At 37.6% G+C, this 18,415-nt stretch carries 21 protein-coding genes; 16 read left to right on the forward strand and 5 right to left on the reverse strand.

Annotated elements, in window-relative coordinates:
- Window positions 1-4: 4 nt before the first annotated feature.
- Entirely contained in the window at window positions 5-196 is a 192-nt protein-coding gene (locus ABMA72_RS12880) for a hypothetical protein (RefSeq protein WP_021268392.1), read from the reverse strand.
- Window positions 197-579: 383 nt separating this feature from the next.
- Between ABMA72_RS12880 and ABMA72_RS12885 the strand changes: the two genes are divergently transcribed.
- The 5 genes from ABMA72_RS12885 to ABMA72_RS12905 are packed head-to-tail and all read left to right on the forward strand — an operon-like array spanning window position 580 to window position 5,716.
- Window positions 580-1,515 carry a TRAP transporter TatT component family protein gene (locus ABMA72_RS12885; RefSeq protein ID WP_392858890.1) on the forward strand — a complete coding sequence of 312 codons (936 nt, stop codon included), beginning with the start codon at window positions 580-582 and terminating at the stop codon, window positions 1,513-1,515.
- Window positions 1,516-1,526: 11 nt separating this feature from the next.
- Window positions 1,527-2,504 carry a TRAP transporter substrate-binding protein DctP gene (gene dctP, locus ABMA72_RS12890; RefSeq protein WP_392858892.1) on the forward strand — a complete coding sequence of 326 codons (978 nt, stop codon included), beginning with the start codon at window positions 1,527-1,529 and terminating at the stop codon, window positions 2,502-2,504.
- 2 nt (window positions 2,505-2,506) lie between these two features.
- Complete coding sequence (locus tag ABMA72_RS12895; RefSeq protein ID WP_393057403.1) at window positions 2,507-3,001, forward strand: TRAP transporter small permease; 495 nt, start codon at window positions 2,507-2,509, stop codon at window positions 2,999-3,001.
- A complete protein-coding gene (locus tag ABMA72_RS12900) occupies window positions 2,982-4,247 on the forward strand; it encodes a TRAP transporter large permease (RefSeq protein WP_392858895.1) in 1,266 nt (421 codons plus the stop codon). The genes ABMA72_RS12895 and ABMA72_RS12900 overlap by 20 nt, the downstream gene beginning before the upstream one ends.
- Window positions 4,248-4,252: 5 nt before the next feature.
- On the forward strand, window positions 4,253-5,716 hold the full coding sequence (locus tag ABMA72_RS12905) for a hypothetical protein (protein ID WP_393057405.1): 1,464 nt from the start codon (window positions 4,253-4,255) through the stop codon (window positions 5,714-5,716).
- Window positions 5,717-5,888: 172 nt separating this feature from the next.
- Here ABMA72_RS12905 and ABMA72_RS12910 read toward each other — a convergent pair whose 3' ends face one another.
- Window positions 5,889-6,521 (reverse strand): hypothetical protein, encoded by a 633-nt coding sequence (locus ABMA72_RS12910; protein ID WP_392858900.1) that lies wholly within the window; start codon window positions 6,519-6,521, stop codon window positions 5,889-5,891.
- 172 nt (window positions 6,522-6,693) lie between these two features.
- Window positions 6,694-7,347, reverse strand: coding sequence for a hypothetical protein (locus tag ABMA72_RS12915; RefSeq protein WP_393057407.1), 654 nt, complete (start codon window positions 7,345-7,347; stop codon window positions 6,694-6,696).
- 437 nt (window positions 7,348-7,784) lie between these two features.
- Here ABMA72_RS12915 and ABMA72_RS12920 point away from each other — a divergent pair, with 437 nt between their 5' ends.
- Window positions 7,785-8,276, forward strand: coding sequence for a hypothetical protein (locus tag ABMA72_RS12920; RefSeq protein ID WP_393057409.1), 492 nt, complete (start codon window positions 7,785-7,787; stop codon window positions 8,274-8,276).
- 10 nt (window positions 8,277-8,286) lie between these two features.
- Here ABMA72_RS12920 and ABMA72_RS12925 read toward each other — a convergent pair whose 3' ends face one another.
- A complete protein-coding gene (locus tag ABMA72_RS12925) occupies window positions 8,287-9,264 on the reverse strand; it encodes a bifunctional oligoribonuclease/PAP phosphatase NrnA (protein ID WP_392858908.1) in 978 nt (325 codons plus the stop codon).
- A gap of 111 nt (window positions 9,265-9,375) precedes the next feature.
- Between ABMA72_RS12925 and ABMA72_RS12930 the strand changes: the two genes are divergently transcribed.
- The 10 genes from ABMA72_RS12930 (at window position 9,376) to ABMA72_RS12975 (ending at window position 17,915) form a co-directional block, all read left to right on the forward strand.
- A complete protein-coding gene (locus ABMA72_RS12930) occupies window positions 9,376-10,284 on the forward strand; it encodes an ABC transporter ATP-binding protein (protein WP_392858909.1) in 909 nt (302 codons plus the stop codon).
- Window positions 10,277-11,029 (forward strand): ABC transporter permease, encoded by a 753-nt coding sequence (locus ABMA72_RS12935; RefSeq protein ID WP_392858912.1) that lies wholly within the window; start codon window positions 10,277-10,279, stop codon window positions 11,027-11,029. Before ABMA72_RS12930 ends, ABMA72_RS12935 begins: the two co-directional genes overlap by 8 nt.
- Window positions 11,026-12,537 (forward strand): Gldg family protein, encoded by a 1,512-nt coding sequence (locus tag ABMA72_RS12940; protein ID WP_392858913.1) that lies wholly within the window; start codon window positions 11,026-11,028, stop codon window positions 12,535-12,537. The genes ABMA72_RS12935 and ABMA72_RS12940 overlap by 4 nt, the downstream gene beginning before the upstream one ends.
- Window positions 12,537-13,085: a hypothetical protein gene (locus ABMA72_RS12945; RefSeq protein ID WP_392858916.1), complete on the forward strand. Its 549-nt coding sequence runs from the start codon at window positions 12,537-12,539 to the stop codon at window positions 13,083-13,085. Before ABMA72_RS12940 ends, ABMA72_RS12945 begins: the two co-directional genes overlap by 1 nt.
- 47 nt (window positions 13,086-13,132) lie before the next feature.
- Complete coding sequence (locus tag ABMA72_RS12950; protein ID WP_392858918.1) at window positions 13,133-13,804, forward strand: hypothetical protein; 672 nt, start codon at window positions 13,133-13,135, stop codon at window positions 13,802-13,804.
- Window positions 13,805-13,937: 133 nt separating this feature from the next.
- Complete coding sequence (locus tag ABMA72_RS12955; protein WP_392858919.1) at window positions 13,938-14,600, forward strand: thymidine kinase; 663 nt, start codon at window positions 13,938-13,940, stop codon at window positions 14,598-14,600.
- The gene (locus ABMA72_RS12960) at window positions 14,584-15,399 is read left to right on the forward strand and encodes a uracil phosphoribosyltransferase (protein ID WP_392858922.1); all 816 of its coding nucleotides are present in this window, start codon (window positions 14,584-14,586) and stop codon (window positions 15,397-15,399) included. The genes ABMA72_RS12955 and ABMA72_RS12960 overlap by 17 nt, the downstream gene beginning before the upstream one ends.
- 17 nt (window positions 15,400-15,416) lie before the next feature.
- On the forward strand, window positions 15,417-15,929 hold the full coding sequence (gene hpt / locus ABMA72_RS12965; RefSeq protein ID WP_392858923.1) for a hypoxanthine phosphoribosyltransferase: 513 nt from the start codon (window positions 15,417-15,419) through the stop codon (window positions 15,927-15,929).
- Window positions 15,922-16,944 carry a hypothetical protein gene (locus ABMA72_RS12970; RefSeq protein WP_393057411.1) on the forward strand — a complete coding sequence of 341 codons (1,023 nt, stop codon included), beginning with the start codon at window positions 15,922-15,924 and terminating at the stop codon, window positions 16,942-16,944. Before hpt ends, ABMA72_RS12970 begins: the two co-directional genes overlap by 8 nt.
- Complete coding sequence (locus tag ABMA72_RS12975) at window positions 16,941-17,915, forward strand: hypothetical protein (protein WP_392858928.1); 975 nt, start codon at window positions 16,941-16,943, stop codon at window positions 17,913-17,915. The genes ABMA72_RS12970 and ABMA72_RS12975 overlap by 4 nt, the downstream gene beginning before the upstream one ends.
- On the opposite strand, the gene ABMA72_RS12980 is transcribed toward ABMA72_RS12975, so the two are convergent.
- On the reverse strand, window positions 17,884-18,399 hold the full coding sequence (locus tag ABMA72_RS12980; protein ID WP_392858931.1) for a hypothetical protein: 516 nt from the start codon (window positions 18,397-18,399) through the stop codon (window positions 17,884-17,886). The genes ABMA72_RS12975 and ABMA72_RS12980 overlap by 32 nt on opposite strands.
- Window positions 18,400-18,415: the final 16 nt, after the last annotated feature.

Here is an 18,415-nt window from a genome sequence, read left to right on the forward strand (position 1 = left end):
TTTCTTATTCCGCGTCTTCTTGAGTTGCTGTTCTACCAAGAACTGCGCGAGTTGGTCTTAAGCTTCTCACTTTTAAAAGTGATTTTCTTGGCTTAAGTGAAGCTGACTTACGAAGAGTCTGTTGCTTAATCTGTCCAATTACGCTGTTGTTAGTGTTAGACGATAATTTTTCGTTAGATGTTTCTTGTGATGACATCTCCATCTCCTTATTAAACGATTAAAGGTTAAAAAATCACTTACCTTAATCGTAATAAGATTCAAGAGACTCCAGAACTCAAATCCGATTAGGTAAGTAGTTCATCTACTCGTAGAAAAACTACTCTCAATGGTCACTCCGTGACAAAGTTTAATAACTTAAATATCTACTCGGCGCAATCTCGTTAGAAATTAAGCCTTTCCAAATATTTTCCAATTATATCACGAGGTTAGAAATGGTGCAACACAGCTATCACTAAGGGATTTGGGCGTCAATGAAAATGCATTAACCACTTGTAATTACTAAATAGATAAGGCAAATTACTACTATATTAATTATAAGGATGGGCCGTGAATCGCAAAAAAATATTGGCAGTGGTGATATTGTTCATAAATCTAGTTTCTTGCTCAAGTATCAAGAAAGTTGCCACGAATCAGATGGGGGATATGATTTTTGAAACATCTGAGGCCGTTTTCACTGAAGACAATTGGGACTTATTTGAATCGACAATCGATAGCAATATCAAATTAGTTGAAAACCTCTACGCCGCTGATCGCGAAAATCCTGAATTCATTGTTACTTTAATTAAAGCTTATAGTGGTAAGGCATTTGCTATTGATGAAACTTACTATCTTAAAGATCAACTACAAGAGTTATCAAATTCAAAGTTTCGCACTAATGCCTTAGCAAATTACACTCGTGCCCTAAATTACTCAGCTCTCTTTTTTGAAGTGAAGGGATTCAAAGATTTTGATTTCACTCGCTATATTTCATCACCTGAAGAATTTCAAAAATTATTAAATGATAACTTCAGTGATGATGCCACAGATATTGAAGGTGTTTTCTACACAGGACAAACACTTGCCGCAATCATTAATCTTCAAAGAGATAATATGCGTGCCGTTGCTTACCTACCTCTTGCAAAAGTTATGTATGATTGGTCATGTGGGAAGAATGCTAATCTTGCCCAAGGTGCTTGTGATATCTTCAATGCTTCTTATGCCGCTTCCAGACCACGTGGTCTAGGAGGTGATCCAATTAAAGGTAAGCGCCTATTTGAAGAGGCGATCCAAAAGTGGCCAAATAATATGCTCGTTAGACTCTCATATATTCAATTCTATGCAGTACCAATGTTTGAAGAAAATACTTACCGTGCTCAAAAGTTAGAAATGAATAAATTTAACAGAGAGAATATGGAGCCAACTTATTGGAGTGGGGGAAAGATCGAAACACCAAAAGTTGATTACAATAACCTATTTAATTTAATTGCACGTAAGAGATTAAAAATAATTGAAGGCTTAGAAGACGAGATCTTCTAATTGGAAAAATCATGTCAAAATTGAAAGCATTACTAATTCTATTACTAACGACTAATGTTATGGCCCTAACTTTAAAGGTTGGTGTTCTAACTCCTGAAGGAACGAATTGGGCGAAGAATTTAAAGAAGATGGCAAAGGCCATTAAGAAAGAAACTAATGGTGAAGTAAAAGTGAAGTTCTACTTTGGTGGATCACAAGGAGATGAGCCTGATGTTTTAAGAAAGATTCGCGTTGGTCAGCTTCATGGCGGTGTTTTTACTGCAAAGACATTAGGTGATATCAACGGCGATGTTCGCGTTGTTGAAATTCCATTCAACTTTTTTCATGATCGTAAAAAGGCCCTAAAAACTCTTGATGATTTAACACCATTTTTAAATAAGAAAATTAACGAAAGTAATTTTGTAAACCTAGGCTTCTTTGATATTGGAATGGTTTACTTTGTTTCAAAAACAAAAATCTCTTCAATCGATAGCCTTAAAGGTGTAAAGATTTGGTCATGGGAAGGGGACCCTCTTGTTGAAACAATTCTAGAAGAAATGAAGCTTGTTTCAGTTCAACTTCCTCTTCCAGATGTTCTCTCATCACTTTCAACTGGTATTATTGAAGCAGCTTATGCTCCGCCATTAGCTATTCTTTCAATGCAGTGGAACACTAAAGTTAAGTACTTAATTGATTTCCCATTAACAATGTCTGTTGGGGCATTCTTGGTAAATGATAAGGTATTTAAAAAGATTTCACCTGCAAATCAAAAGAAGGTTCTTACAATTTCTAAGAAGTATATTGATCTTGTTAAAGCAACGAATGAAAAAGATAATCAAGATGCTCTTGATCTAATGAAGGCATCAGGTGTTGAATTTGTTAAGTTTAGCGATGCAGATATCAAACGCGGTTACGAAGTTCGTGAAGCAACAATTAAAAAGCTTAAGGGAAAACTATTTTCTGAAGAAGCTTATAAGAGATTAGAAAAGAGTTTAAAAGCTCAGAAGTAAGTATGATACGAAAAGTAGAAGAAGTTACAGATCAAATTGTTGGTTGGCTCGTTGTGGCCAACGTCGCTATTATGCTAGGACTAAGTGTCTTGGCCATTATCTTACGTTGGTTTGATATTTCTTTTTCTTGGGTGGATCCTGTTGTTCGCCATCTGGTCTTTGCTCTAGCTTTCTTGGGTGCAACTCTTGCCAGTGGTAAGTCGAGGCATATTTCAATTGAGATTCTCCCAAAGTACTTGGAGAGTGAAGGTAAACATCGCACCTTATTCTTTTTAAATAAGCTGACTCAATTATGTATTATTGTGGGAACAACTTGGCTCTTTGCTTCAGGTGTTCAGTTCTATAATGTTGAAAAACAATTTGGAAATTTAACTTCGCTTGGTCTACATTCTTCTGTCTTAGTTGCAATTATTCCATGTGGTTTTGCCTTGATTTTTTTTCGTACGATCTTGGCCTTTTTAAATTTTAAGGAAGAGTATGAGCCTCATAACAATTAGTATTGCCGCACTTGTTTTGGCACTAATTGGAGTGCCTTTATTTGTCGTTCTAGGTGGACTTGCACTTGCTGCATTCTTTCATAACGGTATTGAGCCATCGGCCGTCTCTGTTGAGATTTACCGCCTGGCCTCTGCTCCGACAATCCTAACGATTCCACTTTTTACTTTTGCAGGTTACTTACTTGCTGAATCAAATGCACCAAAGAGATTATTTCGTTTCACAAATGCACTCCTTTCTTGGATGCCTGGTGGCGTTGCGATAGTAGGGCTTGTTCTTTGTGCCTTCTTTACGGCCTTTACTGGGGCCAGTGGGGTAACAATTGTAGCTCTTGGTGGACTAATTTATCCAATTCTTATGAATCGTGGCCATGATGATAAATTCACGATGGGATTTATCACGACGTCGGGATCTCTAGGGCTGCTATTTCCGCCAAGCTTACCAATTATTCTCTATGGAATTGTTGCTGGTGTTGATATTGATCAACTCTTTAAGGCCGGAATTGTACCAGGGATGCTTCTTATTATTGGACTTGCTATTTATTCAATTCTAAAGGCCCCGAAACAGCGTAGTGAAAAAGGGAAGTTTGATTTAAAAGAAGTATTACTTGCACTTAAAGGTGCATCCTTTGAGCTATTCTTAGTGCCAGCTGTCCTTGTCGGAATCTACGGTGGGGTTGTAACGGTAACTGAAGCTGCGGCCTTTACGGCATTTTATATTTTAATGATTGAGTGCTTTGTCTATCGTGACCTTAGCTTTACAAAAGATGTCCCAAAAATTGTTGTGGACTCAATGACGATGGTAGGTGCTATCCTCATTATCCTATGTTGCGCTCTTGGGCTTACAAATTTCTTAGTTGATGAAGAGGTTCCAAATCAACTCTTTGGTGCCTTCAACCATATCCTTACCAATAAGTATGCCTTCTTAGCATTTCTGAACGTCTTCCTCTTAATTGTAGGAAGTTTAATGGACATTTTTAGTGCGATAATTGTGGTCGTTCCACTTATCCTACCACTGGCCCAAGAATTTGATATTCACCCAATTCACTTGGCCATTGTCTTTTTAACAAATTTAGAAATCGGCTATATTACTCCTCCTGTAGGAATTAACCTGTTCATTAGTTCAATTCGATTTAAGAGGCCAATTACTGAACTGTATCGCTCGGCCTTGCCGTTTCTCTTTATTTTACTAATTTGTTTGGCCATTATTACCTATGTTCCTGCTCTGAGTCTTATCTGGGTAAAATAAAGAGGATGAATATTTTTAAATACTTACAAATTTTAACCTTGGGATTTTCTGCCTCGGCCTTAGACGTGAAAAAGGGTGAGTGGGATTTTGAAGTCTATGAAGGTCCACTCGATCCAAGATTAGTTATTGATTATCAGAATGAAAAACAAGAGTTCTTAGATGAGGTCACTGGGCGCACTTATTTTAGTCAAATGCTTGAGTCTGCAATCTTTGATCTAACACAAGAATTTGATCGCTATATCTATCCAAACTTTGCTTGTTCAAAGCACGAGATGGCCGAGAATATTGAATATATGCGCTACCTTGTTCGCTTAACAAGTATCGCGAGTCTATATGAATTCTATCGCCAGTCGAGTATTGCTCTTTACCAATTAGGTGATGAAAAAAGCTGCTCACTAAATTACGATGGGATTTTTAAGTCATGTAAACCAAAGTCAAAAGATATGAAGCTCTTTATTAAAAGGGTTTCAGACTATTTTCCTGATATTGTGGACTGGGGGAAGTACCCAATCAAGTTACAAACAGATCGTCGCTTTGACCTGGCCAATTACCATCCAAGCTTAGTTAAGATTTTAAATAAGAGCTTTGGTGGAGATAGTAAGTCTTCGCTTATTAAAAGCTGTCAATTTGTTAAAAGTGAAATTCAAAGTTTATGTAGTGAAGAAGATTACTACCTATCTGCAATTAACGTTGAAGAGATTAAAAAAGAAATCCTAACGACTAGTGCTTATAAAATTATTAATGCTAGTGGGAAGGGAGAGGCCTGTTTTTCTCGTTATGAAGAAATGACGAAGGATCAGGTCGCCATTGATAATAAGAGTGCTGAAATCATTCGTACCGCTTTAAAGGGTGAGGATGACTTAAAGGTATTCTGGTTTGGTTCTCTACGTGAATTTGATGAGAAGGGAATTACTCTCGTTGAAGAAAAGGTCGTTAAGGAAGAACCTAAAATCGTTGCCAAGGTTGAAGTGAAGAAGCCTAAGGTGGTAAAGACTGTTGATATTAAGACGATTAAGATTGTCAGAAAGCCTAAGCCTGAACCAAAGAAGCCAGAGCCTGTTAAGGAAATTGTTTTCTCGGCATTTGAAACGGCCGTCTTAAATTATGAGAAATCAAAGAAGCAGACAGAAGTTGCTATGACTTCTTTCAAGCATGATTATAAATTCTCAAAGAAGACTCTTGAGAGATTCAACGGTTCGTTAAGAAGCTATCAAACAAGAAAACAACTTTCTAAAATGAAGAGAGTGGATAACCTTGGAAGCCTTCAGGCGCCAATGAGTTTAACGTTTATTAAATACCTAATCGATTATAACCTTCACCAAGGTCTTTATAATATGACAAGTATTCTAGGGAATGAGTTCTTTGTTATTAATGATCTCGAGGGGAGAAGTCGTCCAATTAAGATTGTTCTTGATAATAATGAAGAGACGAAGTTTAGGTGGAAGATTTGGGTTACTCAAGCTGAATAAAAAAGGCCCGCTTTAAGCGGGCCTTGTTTTTTGTGCTTTAATTTTTCCATTGCTCCTGAGTCGAACCGCTCGGGCTTGAACCCTCGCTCTCGCTCTTATTGTCTAGCTAAAGAGCAGGGGAGCTAGCACCGCAAACAATAGACTGGCCTATGCCAGTCAATTTTGCGGATGCTTAATACTTTCTAGAAAGTTTTTTAAGTCTCTTCTCGTATGCTGATTTAACAGATAGAGCTAGGAAGAAACCTGCATTTTCACCATTCTCATCTTGACCAAATAGTGAGATGTTTCCAACTCTCTTGTCACCAGCTTTGAATGATTTTGTCCATGCAAATCCGTAAAGGTTAAAGTTTTGTAGTGGTACCCAAATACCAAAAACTTTTGGACCTACGTAAAATGCCATATTCTTAACTTTTTCAACAGTGAAAGCTACTGCTGGTAGAGCACCAGCTGCTACACCTGGGATCATACGTCCACCAGGAAGAGTCTTAGGGTCTAGTCTGTTTACATCTGATGAGAAGATATCATCAAGTGAAACTGTAAAAGTTAGAACTGAACCTGCACCTTCTAAGTTAGGGTTAAGTCCGATAAATGACTTCTTGTACTTAGGTACTTTGTAAGTAGCACCTGCCATAATTGAAACATCTTCAAGTACCATTGAAACAACAACATTATCTTCTAGAAGATTAACATTTGGTCCATCAACACCTGGGATGTCAACATTTCCTTCTCCACATGAAACAGAGAAGAAAGAGAAGCTTAGTAGAGCTACGACTGTCAGTAGTCTTTTTCTTAATGTGATTTCCATATCCATACCTCACTAGTTTATAGGAAAAAATTCTCTCGTATGTTCATCTATCGACAGATATGAAGGGGTTCTTAATTTTTTTTGAAGAAAAAAAAAGCCCCTAGATTCCTAGGGGCATTTTTCCTGTATAGAATGTTTTGGTCAGATATTACAGAATTTTTTGGACTACTAATTAGTATCTATCAGCAAGTCTCTCTAGTGATCTTTCTTGTGAGCTTGAAACTGTAAGCGCTAGGAAGAAACCACCGTTTTCACCATTTGCATCTTCACCAACAAGTGAAAGGTTACCAACTCTCTTACTATCTGTGTAGAAACGAGTTGTAAGCATTGCACCTGCCATATTAAGGTTTTTAACTGGAACCCAAATACCAAAGATTTGTGGACCTACGTAAAAAGCGATGTTCTTAATACTTGGTACTGAGAAAGCAACTGCTGGAAGGGCACCACCAGAAACACCTGGAATGGCACGTCCACCTGGCAGAGTAAGTGGATCTAAACGATCAACTTTATCTCCAAAAATATCATCTAGCGATACAGAGAAAGCAAGTAATGTACCGTTAGATTGAAGGTCTGGTGAAACCTCAACATAAGAGTTGTTGTAGTTAGGGATGTTGTAACGAGCACCACCTTCTACAGAAATGTTTTCTAGAACGATATCAACTAAGATATCATCACCTAGAAGAACAACTGTTGGCCCATCAACACCTGGAATGTCCATGTTCTTTGAACTGTCCCCTGAACCACATGACGTCGCAAGTAGCGACAGAGTCATAAGTGCAGAAGTGATTAAAAGTTTCGATTGCTTAAATACTACAGAATTTTTCATAATTACCTCAAATGACTTTCTATTGATTATTAATTTTCCTTTTAATAGAAGTCTCTTTGAAGGCTTGTGCTCTTTTACAACTAATTGAACTCCACTGACGTACGACAAAGACCACAAATCGTTCTCTCTTCAATTTCGATAAATGCATTATGAAGAAATCAAGAATTTAAACAAGGTGATGTTGGGGCGAATTAACTTTTTTTGAAAAAAATGTAAATTTTTTGAAAATTCTTTGAATGATTTTAGTAGGTTAGCGGAGGGGTCCATGACTTTTTTTGAGGGGTGACGGCCGGATGACTACTTGAGAATTTTACTTTGAAAACTGCCGTAGAAAATGGCCACCGCCTAGGTAACTGGTCGAAACCTTGTGCGAGGAGGGGGGATCCCACGAAATTTTCCACCTAACATCTGCTAGGGGAAAAGGTTAAAATAGAAGGGTGAGATTATTAAGTGACAGAACAAATTTACGAACGAATTCAAATCCTGCAACAAAGAGAGTTAGTCGCAGCGAGGTTTCTTCGGGTTCTGTAGCTCCTAGATCAACTAGCGGACAAAAGATTGTTCGTCGTGAAAGGCCTTCTGAGCTAAGTAGAGGCGAAATAAAGGCTAAGATCGAAAATCACAAAAGAGAAAAAGAAGAAAAAATGAAAGCTGCTATCGCTGAACACAAGGCGAGTAAGCAGGCACAAGCGGCTCCAAAGCCACCTGCAGCTGCACCTGTTCCTGCTCAAGAGAAAGCAGAAGTTATCAAAGAGGCAACAAAGGCCGAAGTAAAGATTACTCCAGAAGGTGAGCCATTTGGCGATATCGCAAAGAATGATCCAAAGGATCCAGCAACTCAAGAAAAGCTTAAGGGTGTGCTAACTGCAGGAGCATTTAATTTTTCTGATAAAGAAAGAGATGTTCTAGCAAAGATTCTTAATCAATAAAGAGTCGTTTCTACTCAATCATTAATTCAATTTTTTCAATGACTTCAGGAATAACCTTAGCAAGGTTTCCATCAATGATTGTCGCTGCAGAGTGATTATGCCCACCACCACCAAGGGCCTGTGCAATCACGCCAACATCAACTGTCTGGTTAACTGAGCGAAATGAAATCTTAACCTTGTCGCCAACTTCTCTAAACATACAAGCAACTTCGATTCCTTCAAGAATAAGAAGGTGATTGATAAAGCCATGAGTGTCTTCAGTTTCACAACCAAAGCTTTCAATTTCTTCTTCTGTTAAAGAAATCCAAGCGACCTTGCCGTTTGGACTCATCTGACAAGATGAAAGAACCTTTCCAATGAGCTTCATATACTCAACTTGTTTAACACCGTTGATTTGATTGAAGGCTTGCGGAGGGGAGATTCCCGTATCCATAAGCTTGGCAACAATTCGGTGAGTATTTCCAGTTACTGTAGGGTAACGGAATGAGCTTGTGTCGATAATGATTGAAGTATAAAGGGCCAAGGCCATCTTCTTATCAAATTTTACACCAAGGGCCTCGATTAATTCGCCAACCAATTCTCCTGTTGCTGCCTTTGTTGAGTCCACGCAGTGAATGGCCGCGATCTCTTTAGGGCAAGGGTGGTGGTCAATAAATAGAAGTTCACTTGATTTTAAAACAAGCTCTTGAACGTTCTTTCCAATTCTTGGAAGAGCGTTAGTATCTGTTACGATAAATAGATCAATTTTATCAAAGTAGTCTTTTGAATCATTGTAATTTGTAATCACACCATCTGGATCTAGATAGCGATAGCGATCGAATAACTTTTCTTCGTTAATACAAATTGCATTCTTGCCTAATTTTCTTAAGGCCATACACAGGGCAATCTCACTTCCAATACCATCGGCATCTGGAAAGATGTGAGTTGTAATAACAATATTATTAGCTTTTTCAATAAGCTTCTTAAAGCGATCTACATTTCTGGTCATATTTATCCTAGTCGGCAGAGTTAGGTAAATGATTAAATTTTAAGACTTTTCTTATTGTTTCATTTTTTGTTAGGATTTTAAAGAAGGATTTTTAATTTAAGGACTTATGGAATGAGTGACAATAACCTTGTAGAGTTGTCGGACATTAGAAAAACATTTCCTGGTAAAGATGTTCTCAAAGGGGTGAATCTCACAATCGGTCGCAAAGGAGTCTTAGGATTTCTTGGGCCAAATGGTGCAGGTAAGTCGACTCTTATGAAAATCATCCTTGAAGAGCAGGAGTATACAGCTGGCAGTCTTATTAAAGATAGCGAGCTAACGATCGGCTACCTACCTGAAGAGCCTGCTTTATATCGCCATATGTGTGTGAGGCCATTTCTAAAATTCGTCCAAGAGATTTATCAGATTGCAGATAAGACTTATTCAATTGAAGAAGTTATCGACAAGTGTGGGCTTAAGGAAGTCGCGCACCAAAGAATTGAAAATCTATCAAAGGGGTATAAACAAAAAGTAGGGATTGCTGCTGCAATTTGCCACAACCCAAAGCTTCTTGTTCTAGATGAGCCGTTAGTTGGCCTTGACCCTCATGCCATCATTCAAATTAAAGATGTGATTAAGGATCTTTCTAAAGATCATACAATTTTTATTTCTTCTCACCAGCTAAGTGATCTTGCTTCGATTTGTGATGATATCGCAATTTTACATGAAGGGGTTATCGTCGCTCATGGGCCAATTAAAGATATTGAGAAGAAGCTTGAAGTTTCTCAAAGAGTTGAAGTTGAGTTTGAATCAGTGGATGAAGCAAAGCTTCAGGGCCTAAAAGAGATGGGAATAAGTTTTATTAATAAGGATGGCGTTTACGAGTTTAGTGGGCAAACACAAGATAGTGACTTAAGAATTACACTTTCAAAGTACTTTGCTCAAAATGACTTAGCTATTTTATCGCAACAAAATATCAAGGTTGGGCTTGAGGATATCTTTAAGAAGCTAACGGCAAAGAAGGAGGAGACGCATGAATAAGAAACTTCCTCTCTTTAAAGGTATTAAACTTATATATAAGAAAGAAATTAGCGAAAGCTTCTCTTCTCCGATTATTTATATCTTTGCGGCCATTTCAAATTTTATTATGTCTGCAATTTTCTATAATAATCTTCAAATGGCACCACAGTTAACAAATAAGACAATTGTGGACTTTGTGATCGCTCCGACTTTTTCGGCCCTAAATTTTATTCTACTCTTCTTTGCTCCAATGCTAACGATGGGGGCCTTTGTTAAAGAGAAGAGAGAAAATACCTTTGGGCTTCTAAAGCTTTCAAATTTAACAGATGATTCAATCTTCTTTGCCAAGTACTTGGCAGCTGCAACGAAGCTCGTCTTTATTACTTTACCTATTTTTATACTTCCTCTTTTCTTAGCGCCAAAAGGCTTTAACGACTTTGCCATTTTATTTACGAATATGCTGGGAATTTATGGACTAGGGCTTTGTTACTTAATTGTTGGGCTTAACGCTTCTTTATTAAGTCGCTCTTATATTGCATCCATTGTTATTTCATTTGGTGCACTTTTTTCTTTCTTAATTATTTATGCAAGCTCGAATGTTATTGATAATGAAATGATTCAGGCCATGATGAGATACTTTAGTTTTAGCTCACATATCTTCTACTTTGCTAGGGGAGCAGTCTCAAGCTTTGACTTAGTTTATATCTTTTCTTTTATCGGCTTCTTTAGCTTCATTGGCATTCGTAATTTGGGGGTTAGAAAATGAAAAAGATTTCCCTAAGCTTATGTGCAATTTTCTATCTAATCGCTTGTTTCTTATTTCTCATTATCCCTGAGCATATCTTCTTAGTAGGTGCGACATTTATTATCGCTCTTTGCCTAACTGTTCTAACTTTCTACTTTCACCTTGAAGAAGTTAGAAACTTTGTAAAAAGTACTTTTGGAAAGAATCTTCTTTCTAACTTTACGGCATTCTTCTTACTATTTTGTATCCTTGCCGTTTTAAATCTTATTGTCTTTAAACGTGGGCCAATTTGGGACTTAAGTAAAAGACAATTAAATACTCTTTCTGAGCTGACTGTTAAAACAGTTAAAAAGATTGATGATAAAGTAGAGATGGTGGTCTTTTCTAATAAAGACTCAAAGAACGCGATCCTTTCTCTTCTTGAGCTTTATAAGAATCAAAATCCTTCTCTTGTGACAAAGTTCTATGATCCAGAGTTAAGGCCAGATATGATTGCTCAGTATGGAGTGACTGTTTCGCCTTCAATTGTCTTGGCCAAGCAAGATGGTGCAGAACTTAAGAAAGTTGTGGTGACTCGTATTCTAGAACTAGGAATTACCAATGGCCTAATTCGTCTTGAAAGAGAAAAAGATCCTGCAATTTGTTTTAATTATAATGCGAAATTTCAAGATAGCTCAGATAATGGCTTCACTGGGCTTCTACATGTATTAAAGCAATCTGCTTATCGCTTAAATATTGTTGATCTTCTAAAAGCAAATGAGATCCCAAAATCTTGTGATGTCTTCACAATACTTGAGCCAACAAATGATTTTTCAAAAGAAGAGATTTCAAAATTAGAAAGTTATTACTTTGATGGTGGCCGTATCTTCGCTGCGATCATGCCTAATTTTCACGGAGAAAAACTTCCAAATCTTAAGAAGTTCTTTTCTACAAACGGTCTTAATATCGCTAATGATATTGTGATGGACCCTGTAAATGGGCTTGAGTCATCAAAGGGAACAGCACCAATAATTTCTCGCTTTGATTCTTTAAATATTAACTCTGACTTTAAAGAGAGAGTTTTCTTTCCACTTGTTTCATCAATTTCATCAACTCTTTCTCAAGAAGAGCAGGGAAGTTACCACGCGCTAGCGACATCCACACCACAGAGCTGGGCCGAGAAGAAGATGATCTCGGTGATTGCAGGGGATGTGAAAAAAGATAGTGAAGATATCGAAGGGCCAATTGATATGGCCGCGGCCCTTACAAGAGATGGTGTTCCTGCAATGGTGGCCATTGGGAATTCGGCCTTCATTTCAAATAAATTCTTTAGCTACCAAAGTAACTTTAAGTATATTTCAAACCTATATCACTGGTTATCTGGTCAAGGACAATTAACATCACTTCACTCGGTGGTATTTAAAGAGATTCCACTTCTCGTTTCAGATATTGAAAAGAAAGTGATCTTCTACTTTTCGATTGTTGTTCTTCCTCTAGCATACCTTGTGATTGCTCTGGTTCTTTTCCAGAGAAGGAAGTTTTCAGCTTAATGAAAAATCGTTATCTCTTTATCATATTAGTTCTTTCTATCTTTGCTGCTTACTTCTTAGTTGAAAAAGATGAGCAAAAAGAAGTGGCCCTGATAAATCAGAAAAGAAGTATTCTAAGTTTTTCAACTTACGGAAAGATTAATTCAATCAGCGTTGCGGGAAATATAATTGAAGTAGAAAATGCAATTGAAGAGAATCTTAATCTTTTCTACGATGAGCTTCAGAAGCTAAAGGTTGATCGCATCCTCGATAGTGAAGATATTAACGAGGCCTTATTAAAATTTGATGGGGCAGAGACTATCACATTTAATTTTGCCAATGGAAAAATTGTTAGCTTCATGGTGGGCAAAAAGATTGAATTAAATCAGTCATTTTATTTGGCCGTTAAAGATGGCACAAAGACGACGTGGCTTATTGCTCGCTTTGAGACGGCCTTCCCAGCAGATGCAAAGGATAAGAATCGAGATCGCTCAAGTATTCCATACGAGAAATTTCGTGAAGTTTTACAAACACCAAAAGAGTTCTTCTTTACTGAACTGAAAAAGTAGGTCATTGCCTAGTTTCAATTTATTAGGAACTCGATTAAAATAAAGACGTGCTAGAAATATATATTCAATACATTAAATATCTTCTTTATCCTAAACTTGTGAACTCAAATATTGCTGAGCATAGGTTAGAGATTGAGCGTATCAAAGAAGCGAGACTTTTTGAGATCGTAAAAGAGGAGAGTGAGCGCGGAATTAATTTAAAATTCGCTGACTTCGCCCTAGCTTCTTGGCCATTTGTTTTTATCTATGGCCTCTACTCACTAGCACAAATTCATATTGGAATTAACCTCGCAGGGAAAATGGCAGAAGATGGATTCTTGCCAGCTGTTTTTTCATCGAGTGAGTTTCAGCAAAAACTTTTTCTATTTTCGACGCTATTTAAAGTCGTCTTCTTCCCACTTTCAGCTTGGGTATTTGTTAAGTTTTGGCGTTTAATTATCACAATCTTTGCCAGTCTCTTTGATAAAGACCTAAAGGATATTGAGTTAGAAGACGTGATTGCAGGTGCGTTAGTTGGGAATTTCTTCTTAATTATTCCAATCTTTGGAGATTTTTTAAAATTTATTTCTCAGGCAATCTACCTATACTTTGGTCTGCGTTATAATCTTCGCTTCTCGTTTGTGCAGAGCTTCTTCATTCTTATGTCTCCGATTTTACTCATTGTAGGCTTCATGCTCTTTATGATGATGTACCTTATGCTCATGATAAGCTTTATTTAGTCTTTACGCGTTGAGCGCGTTGCCTTCCAGTTTTGAAAGAAGATGTAAGTGGCCTAAAACTGGCCCGGCCGTCATAATAGAATTTAGAGACACAACACAAAAAAATATCTGACATTAAGAGGAGTTTAAGTCAATGTACGCAAGTCACGCACACGCAACTGGTGGCATTGAAGTCGTATGCGGCCCAATGTTTTCTGGAAAAACGGAAGAGCTTATCCGTCGAGTAACTAGAGCACAAATTGCTCGTCAAAAAGTTCAAATTTTCAAACCTGTTATTGATGATCGCTATCACAAAACGAATGTCGTAAGCCATTCAGAGAGACACGTGGAAGCTGAACCAGTCAAAGACGCTGTTGAAATCTTACAGAAGGTATATGATTCAACTCGTATCGTGGCAATTGATGAGGTTCAATTCTTTGATGCAACTATTATTAAAGTTGTTTCAAAGTTAGCACGTCGTGGAATTCGCGTTATTTGTGCTGGTCTTGATCAGGATTTCAAATCAAAGCCATTTGGCCCAATGCCTGAGCTATTATGTATTGCTGATGATGTGATGAAGATTCAAGCAATCTGTACTGTTTGTGGAGCACCTGCTTCGAAGTCATACAGATTACCAACTGACAATTCAAAAACTGTCTTAGTAGGTGAAGCCGATCTTTACGAAGCACGTTGTCGAGCTCACTTTGATTACTACGAAGAAGATGAAGATGTTAAGGCATTTTCGATTTCACTTGGAGGCCTAAAAGAGGTAAACTCTAATGGCGAGGTGAAATTGAACAATGAAAACACAATCTAAAAATTCGAATCATTACAAAATAAGTCAAATCGAACATAAATATGGAGAGAATGTTTTCATTCTCTCCAATCCTCTTGCTGAGAGTTTACTTGCGCGCTTTTCAAGTGAAGGTGTCATTCAGCCAGAACTAAATCACTTAATTCATAAACTCTATTTCATTCTACTTGAGTCTGTACTTGGAAACTCTTTTCCTAAAGAAGTTGTAGAAGTTCGCTCTCGTATGGCCGGACTTACAGATAAGGCCATCTTTAAGCAAGAAGTGATAAAGAGAGAGCAACCTGTTCTTTGTGTCGACCTTGCACGAGCAGGAACTTTTCCAAGTCATATCTGTTTTGAAAACCTAAATTACTTTTTAAACCCAGAACTCATTCGCCAAGATCACTTCTATGTTCAACGTAAGGTTGATGAGAATGAGCAGGTGATAGGTGTTGATGTTTCAGGATCAAAGATTGGCGGTGGCCAAGAAAACGCTATCGTTCTCCTTCCTGATCCGATGGGTGCCACAGGTGGTTCAATGTCATTTGCCATTGGACACTATAAAGACAAAGTTAAGGGACGTGCACTTAAGTATATTTCACTTAATCTTATCGTCACACCTGAGTATATTAAGAGAATGCAAAAAGACCATCCTGATGTTGAGATCTATGCTCTGCGCTTAGATCGTGGGCTATCTCCTGATCACGTCTTAAAGACGATTCCAGGAACTCTATGGGATGAAGAAGTTGGCCTTACTGGAAAACAATATATTGTTCCTGGCGCAGGTGGCGTTGGAGAAATTTTAAATAATTCATTTGTATAGGAATTAAGGAAGAATTCATGGCAATCGAAACTTACTTCTCTGAAGAGAAGATTAATGAAAGAATTAAAGAATTAGCAGCTAAGATCGATTCAGACTTTCAAGGAGAGGAAGTTGTCATCATCGGAGTTTTAAACGGTGCTTTCATCTTCGTGGCCGACCTCATTCGCCAAATGAATTCTCCAGTATATTTTGACTTCATTGGAGCGAGCTCTTACAAGGGTACTGAAAGTACTGGAAAGATCTCAATCACCAAAGATATTAAAGTAGATATCAAAGACAAGAATGTCATTCTTGTGGAAGATATTGTGGATACTGGTTTAACAATTAGTGAGCTAACGAAGATGTTAAAAGAGAGAGGACCTAAGACAATTAAATTAGCGACTCTTCTCCATAAGAAAGTTAAAACACAACATAATGTTGAAATCGATTATCTCGGTTTTGAGATTGAAGATAAATTTGTTATCGGTTACGGGCTTGATTACGATGGCCGCTACCGAGAGCTTCCGTATATTGGAATTTATAATGGATAATATTATTGCCAAGGCCGAAGGTTCAGTTCGCGTTGACCTTCTTGGTGGAACACTTGATATCGTTCCTCTAAATCAGGTCTTAAGACATACAATAACTCTAAATCTTGCGACCTCACTAAAGGCCAAGGTTATGGTTGAAGCAATTGAATTTGAAGGCGTTGAGTTTGTTTCAATTGACTACGATTCTGTCACAAGACACTCTAGCGTTGATTTTACTTATGAAGATTTTGATAGTGACACTTTTGGGCCACTCTCTTTTCTTGCTCAGATCCTTCATCACTTTAAGTTAACAAGTGGGATTCGTTTAACGACGGAGTCAGGTTCTCCTCCAGGTGCAGGCCTTGGTGGTTCTTCATCGATGGGAGTAACTGTTTATAAGGCGCTATGTGATTACGCTGGTGTTGAATTTCATCGCCAAACTGCGATTAATACAGTTCAAAATATTGAGGCCAAGATTTTAAACAAGGGCCCATGTGGATATCAAGATTACTATCCTGCTCTTTATGGAGGGGTGCTTGCTCTTAAGGCAACAAATAGTTGTATTGAAGTTGAGCAGCTCTACAATGAAGAGTTTAAAAGTTTTGTGGAGTCACATCTAACACTTGTGTATTCGGGACAACTTAGACTTTCGGCCATTAATAATTGGCAAGTCTATAAAGACTTCTTTGATAACCAAAATGGTGTAAGAGAAGGACTTGGAAAAATTCGTGATCTTACTTTTAGTGCTTACAACGCCATTCGAAATGGTGAGTACGATGACTTTCTTGGAATGCTTTGCCAAGAAGGTGCTCAAAGAGAAAAACTTTTCTCAGGTATCGTCACAGATGATATGCGTGAGATCTATAATAAATTACGTGAAAAAGATTTGGTTATTGGAATGAAGGTATGTGGAGCTGGCGGAGGCGGATGCTTCTTACTTGCACATGGACCTCAACACAAGGCCCAAGTTTTAAAAGAACTATCACGTGCAAAAGATATGCAAGTGTTAGAATTTAGTGTCGAGAAACCATTATGAATTTAAGCTTCAATCGTGTTGCAGGACTTTCAATGAAGGGTGGGCGAAGAGATAATTTCTTCTTCTGTCTTCTTGATCACCACGAGGGAAGCGGACGCTGGTTTCTTAAATCAATTCTTCATGTAAAAGATGAAGTTCGCGATGAAGATGTTGAGGACGGAGATGATATCCTCAACCAGTGGATTGATAAGTATAATCTTGAACACGTTATTATCGACTTTCCACTTTCAAAACCTCCTTGTCACAATTGTGACCTTAAGTGTCCTGGTGTTGCAAAATGTCCAGTAGGGGATGTGAAGAAGGTTCGCGAAGATATTGCATCAATCCTAGAGTTAGATCGCAAGATGGAAGAAGAGAATCCAAAAGAGTATGAGCGCAAAAGAAATTTTGAGGATCTCACTCACTTTTATCGCGACACATTTGGAAAAGAATCAAATGACTTTATGCTTTCAAAGTCTTTTAAGAGAAGGCTTAAGAAAGGCTTTATTCCTTATTGGAATCGCTCACTTGATTTTTGGATTTGGTGTTCTTACCACGATCAACTCTTAGAACTATTTAATACAACTTTCGATTCATTTGGAAATACATCTCTTATGATGCTTTCACGCTTCTCTTATATGAAGAGACACTTTCCAGAAGAGTGCCAATTCTATGAAGGGCATGTGAATCTTATTCTACTTGAACTGCTTAAGAGTCGAATTATTCTTAAAAAGAATATCGTCAACTTAACGGATCTTGACCTTGGGGTAGAGGCCCGTCTTGATATTGTGAAGAAGATTGAAAATAAGTTAGGAATCTTTATTTACGATAATGACCTAGAAGTTATTGTAAAGAATGTAAGGGCCTTCGATTCATTCTTGCTTGCAGTTTGTGGACTACAAAAAGCTAAGGGGCAAGCTCGTAGCATGCCTGATTGGACCCTTCCTCACTTAACAAATTTTATTCTTCCTTCATTTGACTCTCGTGCTTAAATCCCAGTGCATTAAAGAGTAGAAGTAACCCTGGAATTAAGAACATGGCAACCCTTGGTGTCCCAAGGTTAAAGAGCGCTATGATTGTCATGAGCACCCCACCTGTCCAGGCGTAGAATTTGATATAGCCGTGAGCAAATTTCTTATTATAGATACGAAAAATATAAATAATAAAGTGAATGACAAGGTAGATACAAATAATTGATATCACAGTTTGAATCATCAGCTGAATAAGCTGATTTTGAAAGTTTGGATCCTTTATTCCATCTGCAATGCTTGGATCAACAAGTCTTAGTGATTGATAAGCAATCTTAAAGCTTTCGTGATAGGTCTTCGGGTTAGCATAAACTAAATAAAGGTAAAGAGCGACAAAGGCATCTGCAATCAAGCATGTCGAAATATTTAGATATTTGAATGTCTTTTTGTTAAACTTAGAAAAAATGTCGTTGAGATTTTTATTAGATGTCTTATTTGAATTAGTCATAAGCTAATTATTGGAA

This window comes from Halobacteriovorax sp. CON-3, from assembly GCF_043196995.1.
In the GTDB taxonomy this organism is placed as follows: Bacteria; Bdellovibrionota; Bacteriovoracia; order Bacteriovoracales; family Bacteriovoracaceae; genus Halobacteriovorax_A.

What these genes read in the sequence shown, in the direction of transcription:
- ABMA72_RS12925 (WP_392858908.1), bottom strand. Translation starts at nt 9,264, where the DNA reads ATGACCAGAAATGTAGATCGCTTTAAGAAGCTTATTGAAAAAGCTAAT.
- ABMA72_RS12935 (WP_392858912.1), top strand. Translation starts at nt 10,277, where the DNA reads ATGAATAAGAAACTTCCTCTCTTTAAAGGTATTAAACTTATATATAAG.
- ABMA72_RS12900 (WP_392858895.1), top strand. Translation starts at nt 2,982, where the DNA reads ATGAGCCTCATAACAATTAGTATTGCCGCACTTGTTTTGGCACTAATT.
- dctP (WP_392858892.1), top strand. Translation starts at nt 1,527, where the DNA reads ATGTCAAAATTGAAAGCATTACTAATTCTATTACTAACGACTAATGTT.
- ABMA72_RS12945 (WP_392858916.1), top strand. Translation starts at nt 12,537, where the DNA reads ATGAAAAATCGTTATCTCTTTATCATATTAGTTCTTTCTATCTTTGCT.
- ABMA72_RS12980 (WP_392858931.1), bottom strand. Translation starts at nt 18,399, where the DNA reads ATGACTAATTCAAATAAGACATCTAATAAAAATCTCAACGACATTTTT.
- ABMA72_RS12880 (WP_021268392.1), bottom strand. Translation starts at nt 196, where the DNA reads ATGTCATCACAAGAAACATCTAACGAAAAATTATCGTCTAACACTAAC.
- ABMA72_RS12975 (WP_392858928.1), top strand. Translation starts at nt 16,941, where the DNA reads ATGAATTTAAGCTTCAATCGTGTTGCAGGACTTTCAATGAAGGGTGGG.
- ABMA72_RS12970 (WP_393057411.1), top strand. Translation starts at nt 15,922, where the DNA reads ATGGATAATATTATTGCCAAGGCCGAAGGTTCAGTTCGCGTTGACCTT.
- hpt (WP_392858923.1), top strand. Translation starts at nt 15,417, where the DNA reads ATGGCAATCGAAACTTACTTCTCTGAAGAGAAGATTAATGAAAGAATT.
- ABMA72_RS12905 (WP_393057405.1), top strand. Translation starts at nt 4,253, where the DNA reads ATGAATATTTTTAAATACTTACAAATTTTAACCTTGGGATTTTCTGCC.
- ABMA72_RS12895 (WP_393057403.1), top strand. Translation starts at nt 2,507, where the DNA reads ATGATACGAAAAGTAGAAGAAGTTACAGATCAAATTGTTGGTTGGCTC.
- ABMA72_RS12915 (WP_393057407.1), bottom strand. Translation starts at nt 7,347, where the DNA reads ATGAAAAATTCTGTAGTATTTAAGCAATCGAAACTTTTAATCACTTCT.
- ABMA72_RS12910 (WP_392858900.1), bottom strand. Translation starts at nt 6,521, where the DNA reads ATGGAAATCACATTAAGAAAAAGACTACTGACAGTCGTAGCTCTACTA.
- ABMA72_RS12940 (WP_392858913.1), top strand. Translation starts at nt 11,026, where the DNA reads ATGAAAAAGATTTCCCTAAGCTTATGTGCAATTTTCTATCTAATCGCT.
- ABMA72_RS12960 (WP_392858922.1), top strand. Translation starts at nt 14,584, where the DNA reads ATGAAAACACAATCTAAAAATTCGAATCATTACAAAATAAGTCAAATC.
- ABMA72_RS12930 (WP_392858909.1), top strand. Translation starts at nt 9,376, where the DNA reads ATGAGTGACAATAACCTTGTAGAGTTGTCGGACATTAGAAAAACATTT.
- ABMA72_RS12955 (WP_392858919.1), top strand. Translation starts at nt 13,938, where the DNA reads ATGTACGCAAGTCACGCACACGCAACTGGTGGCATTGAAGTCGTATGC.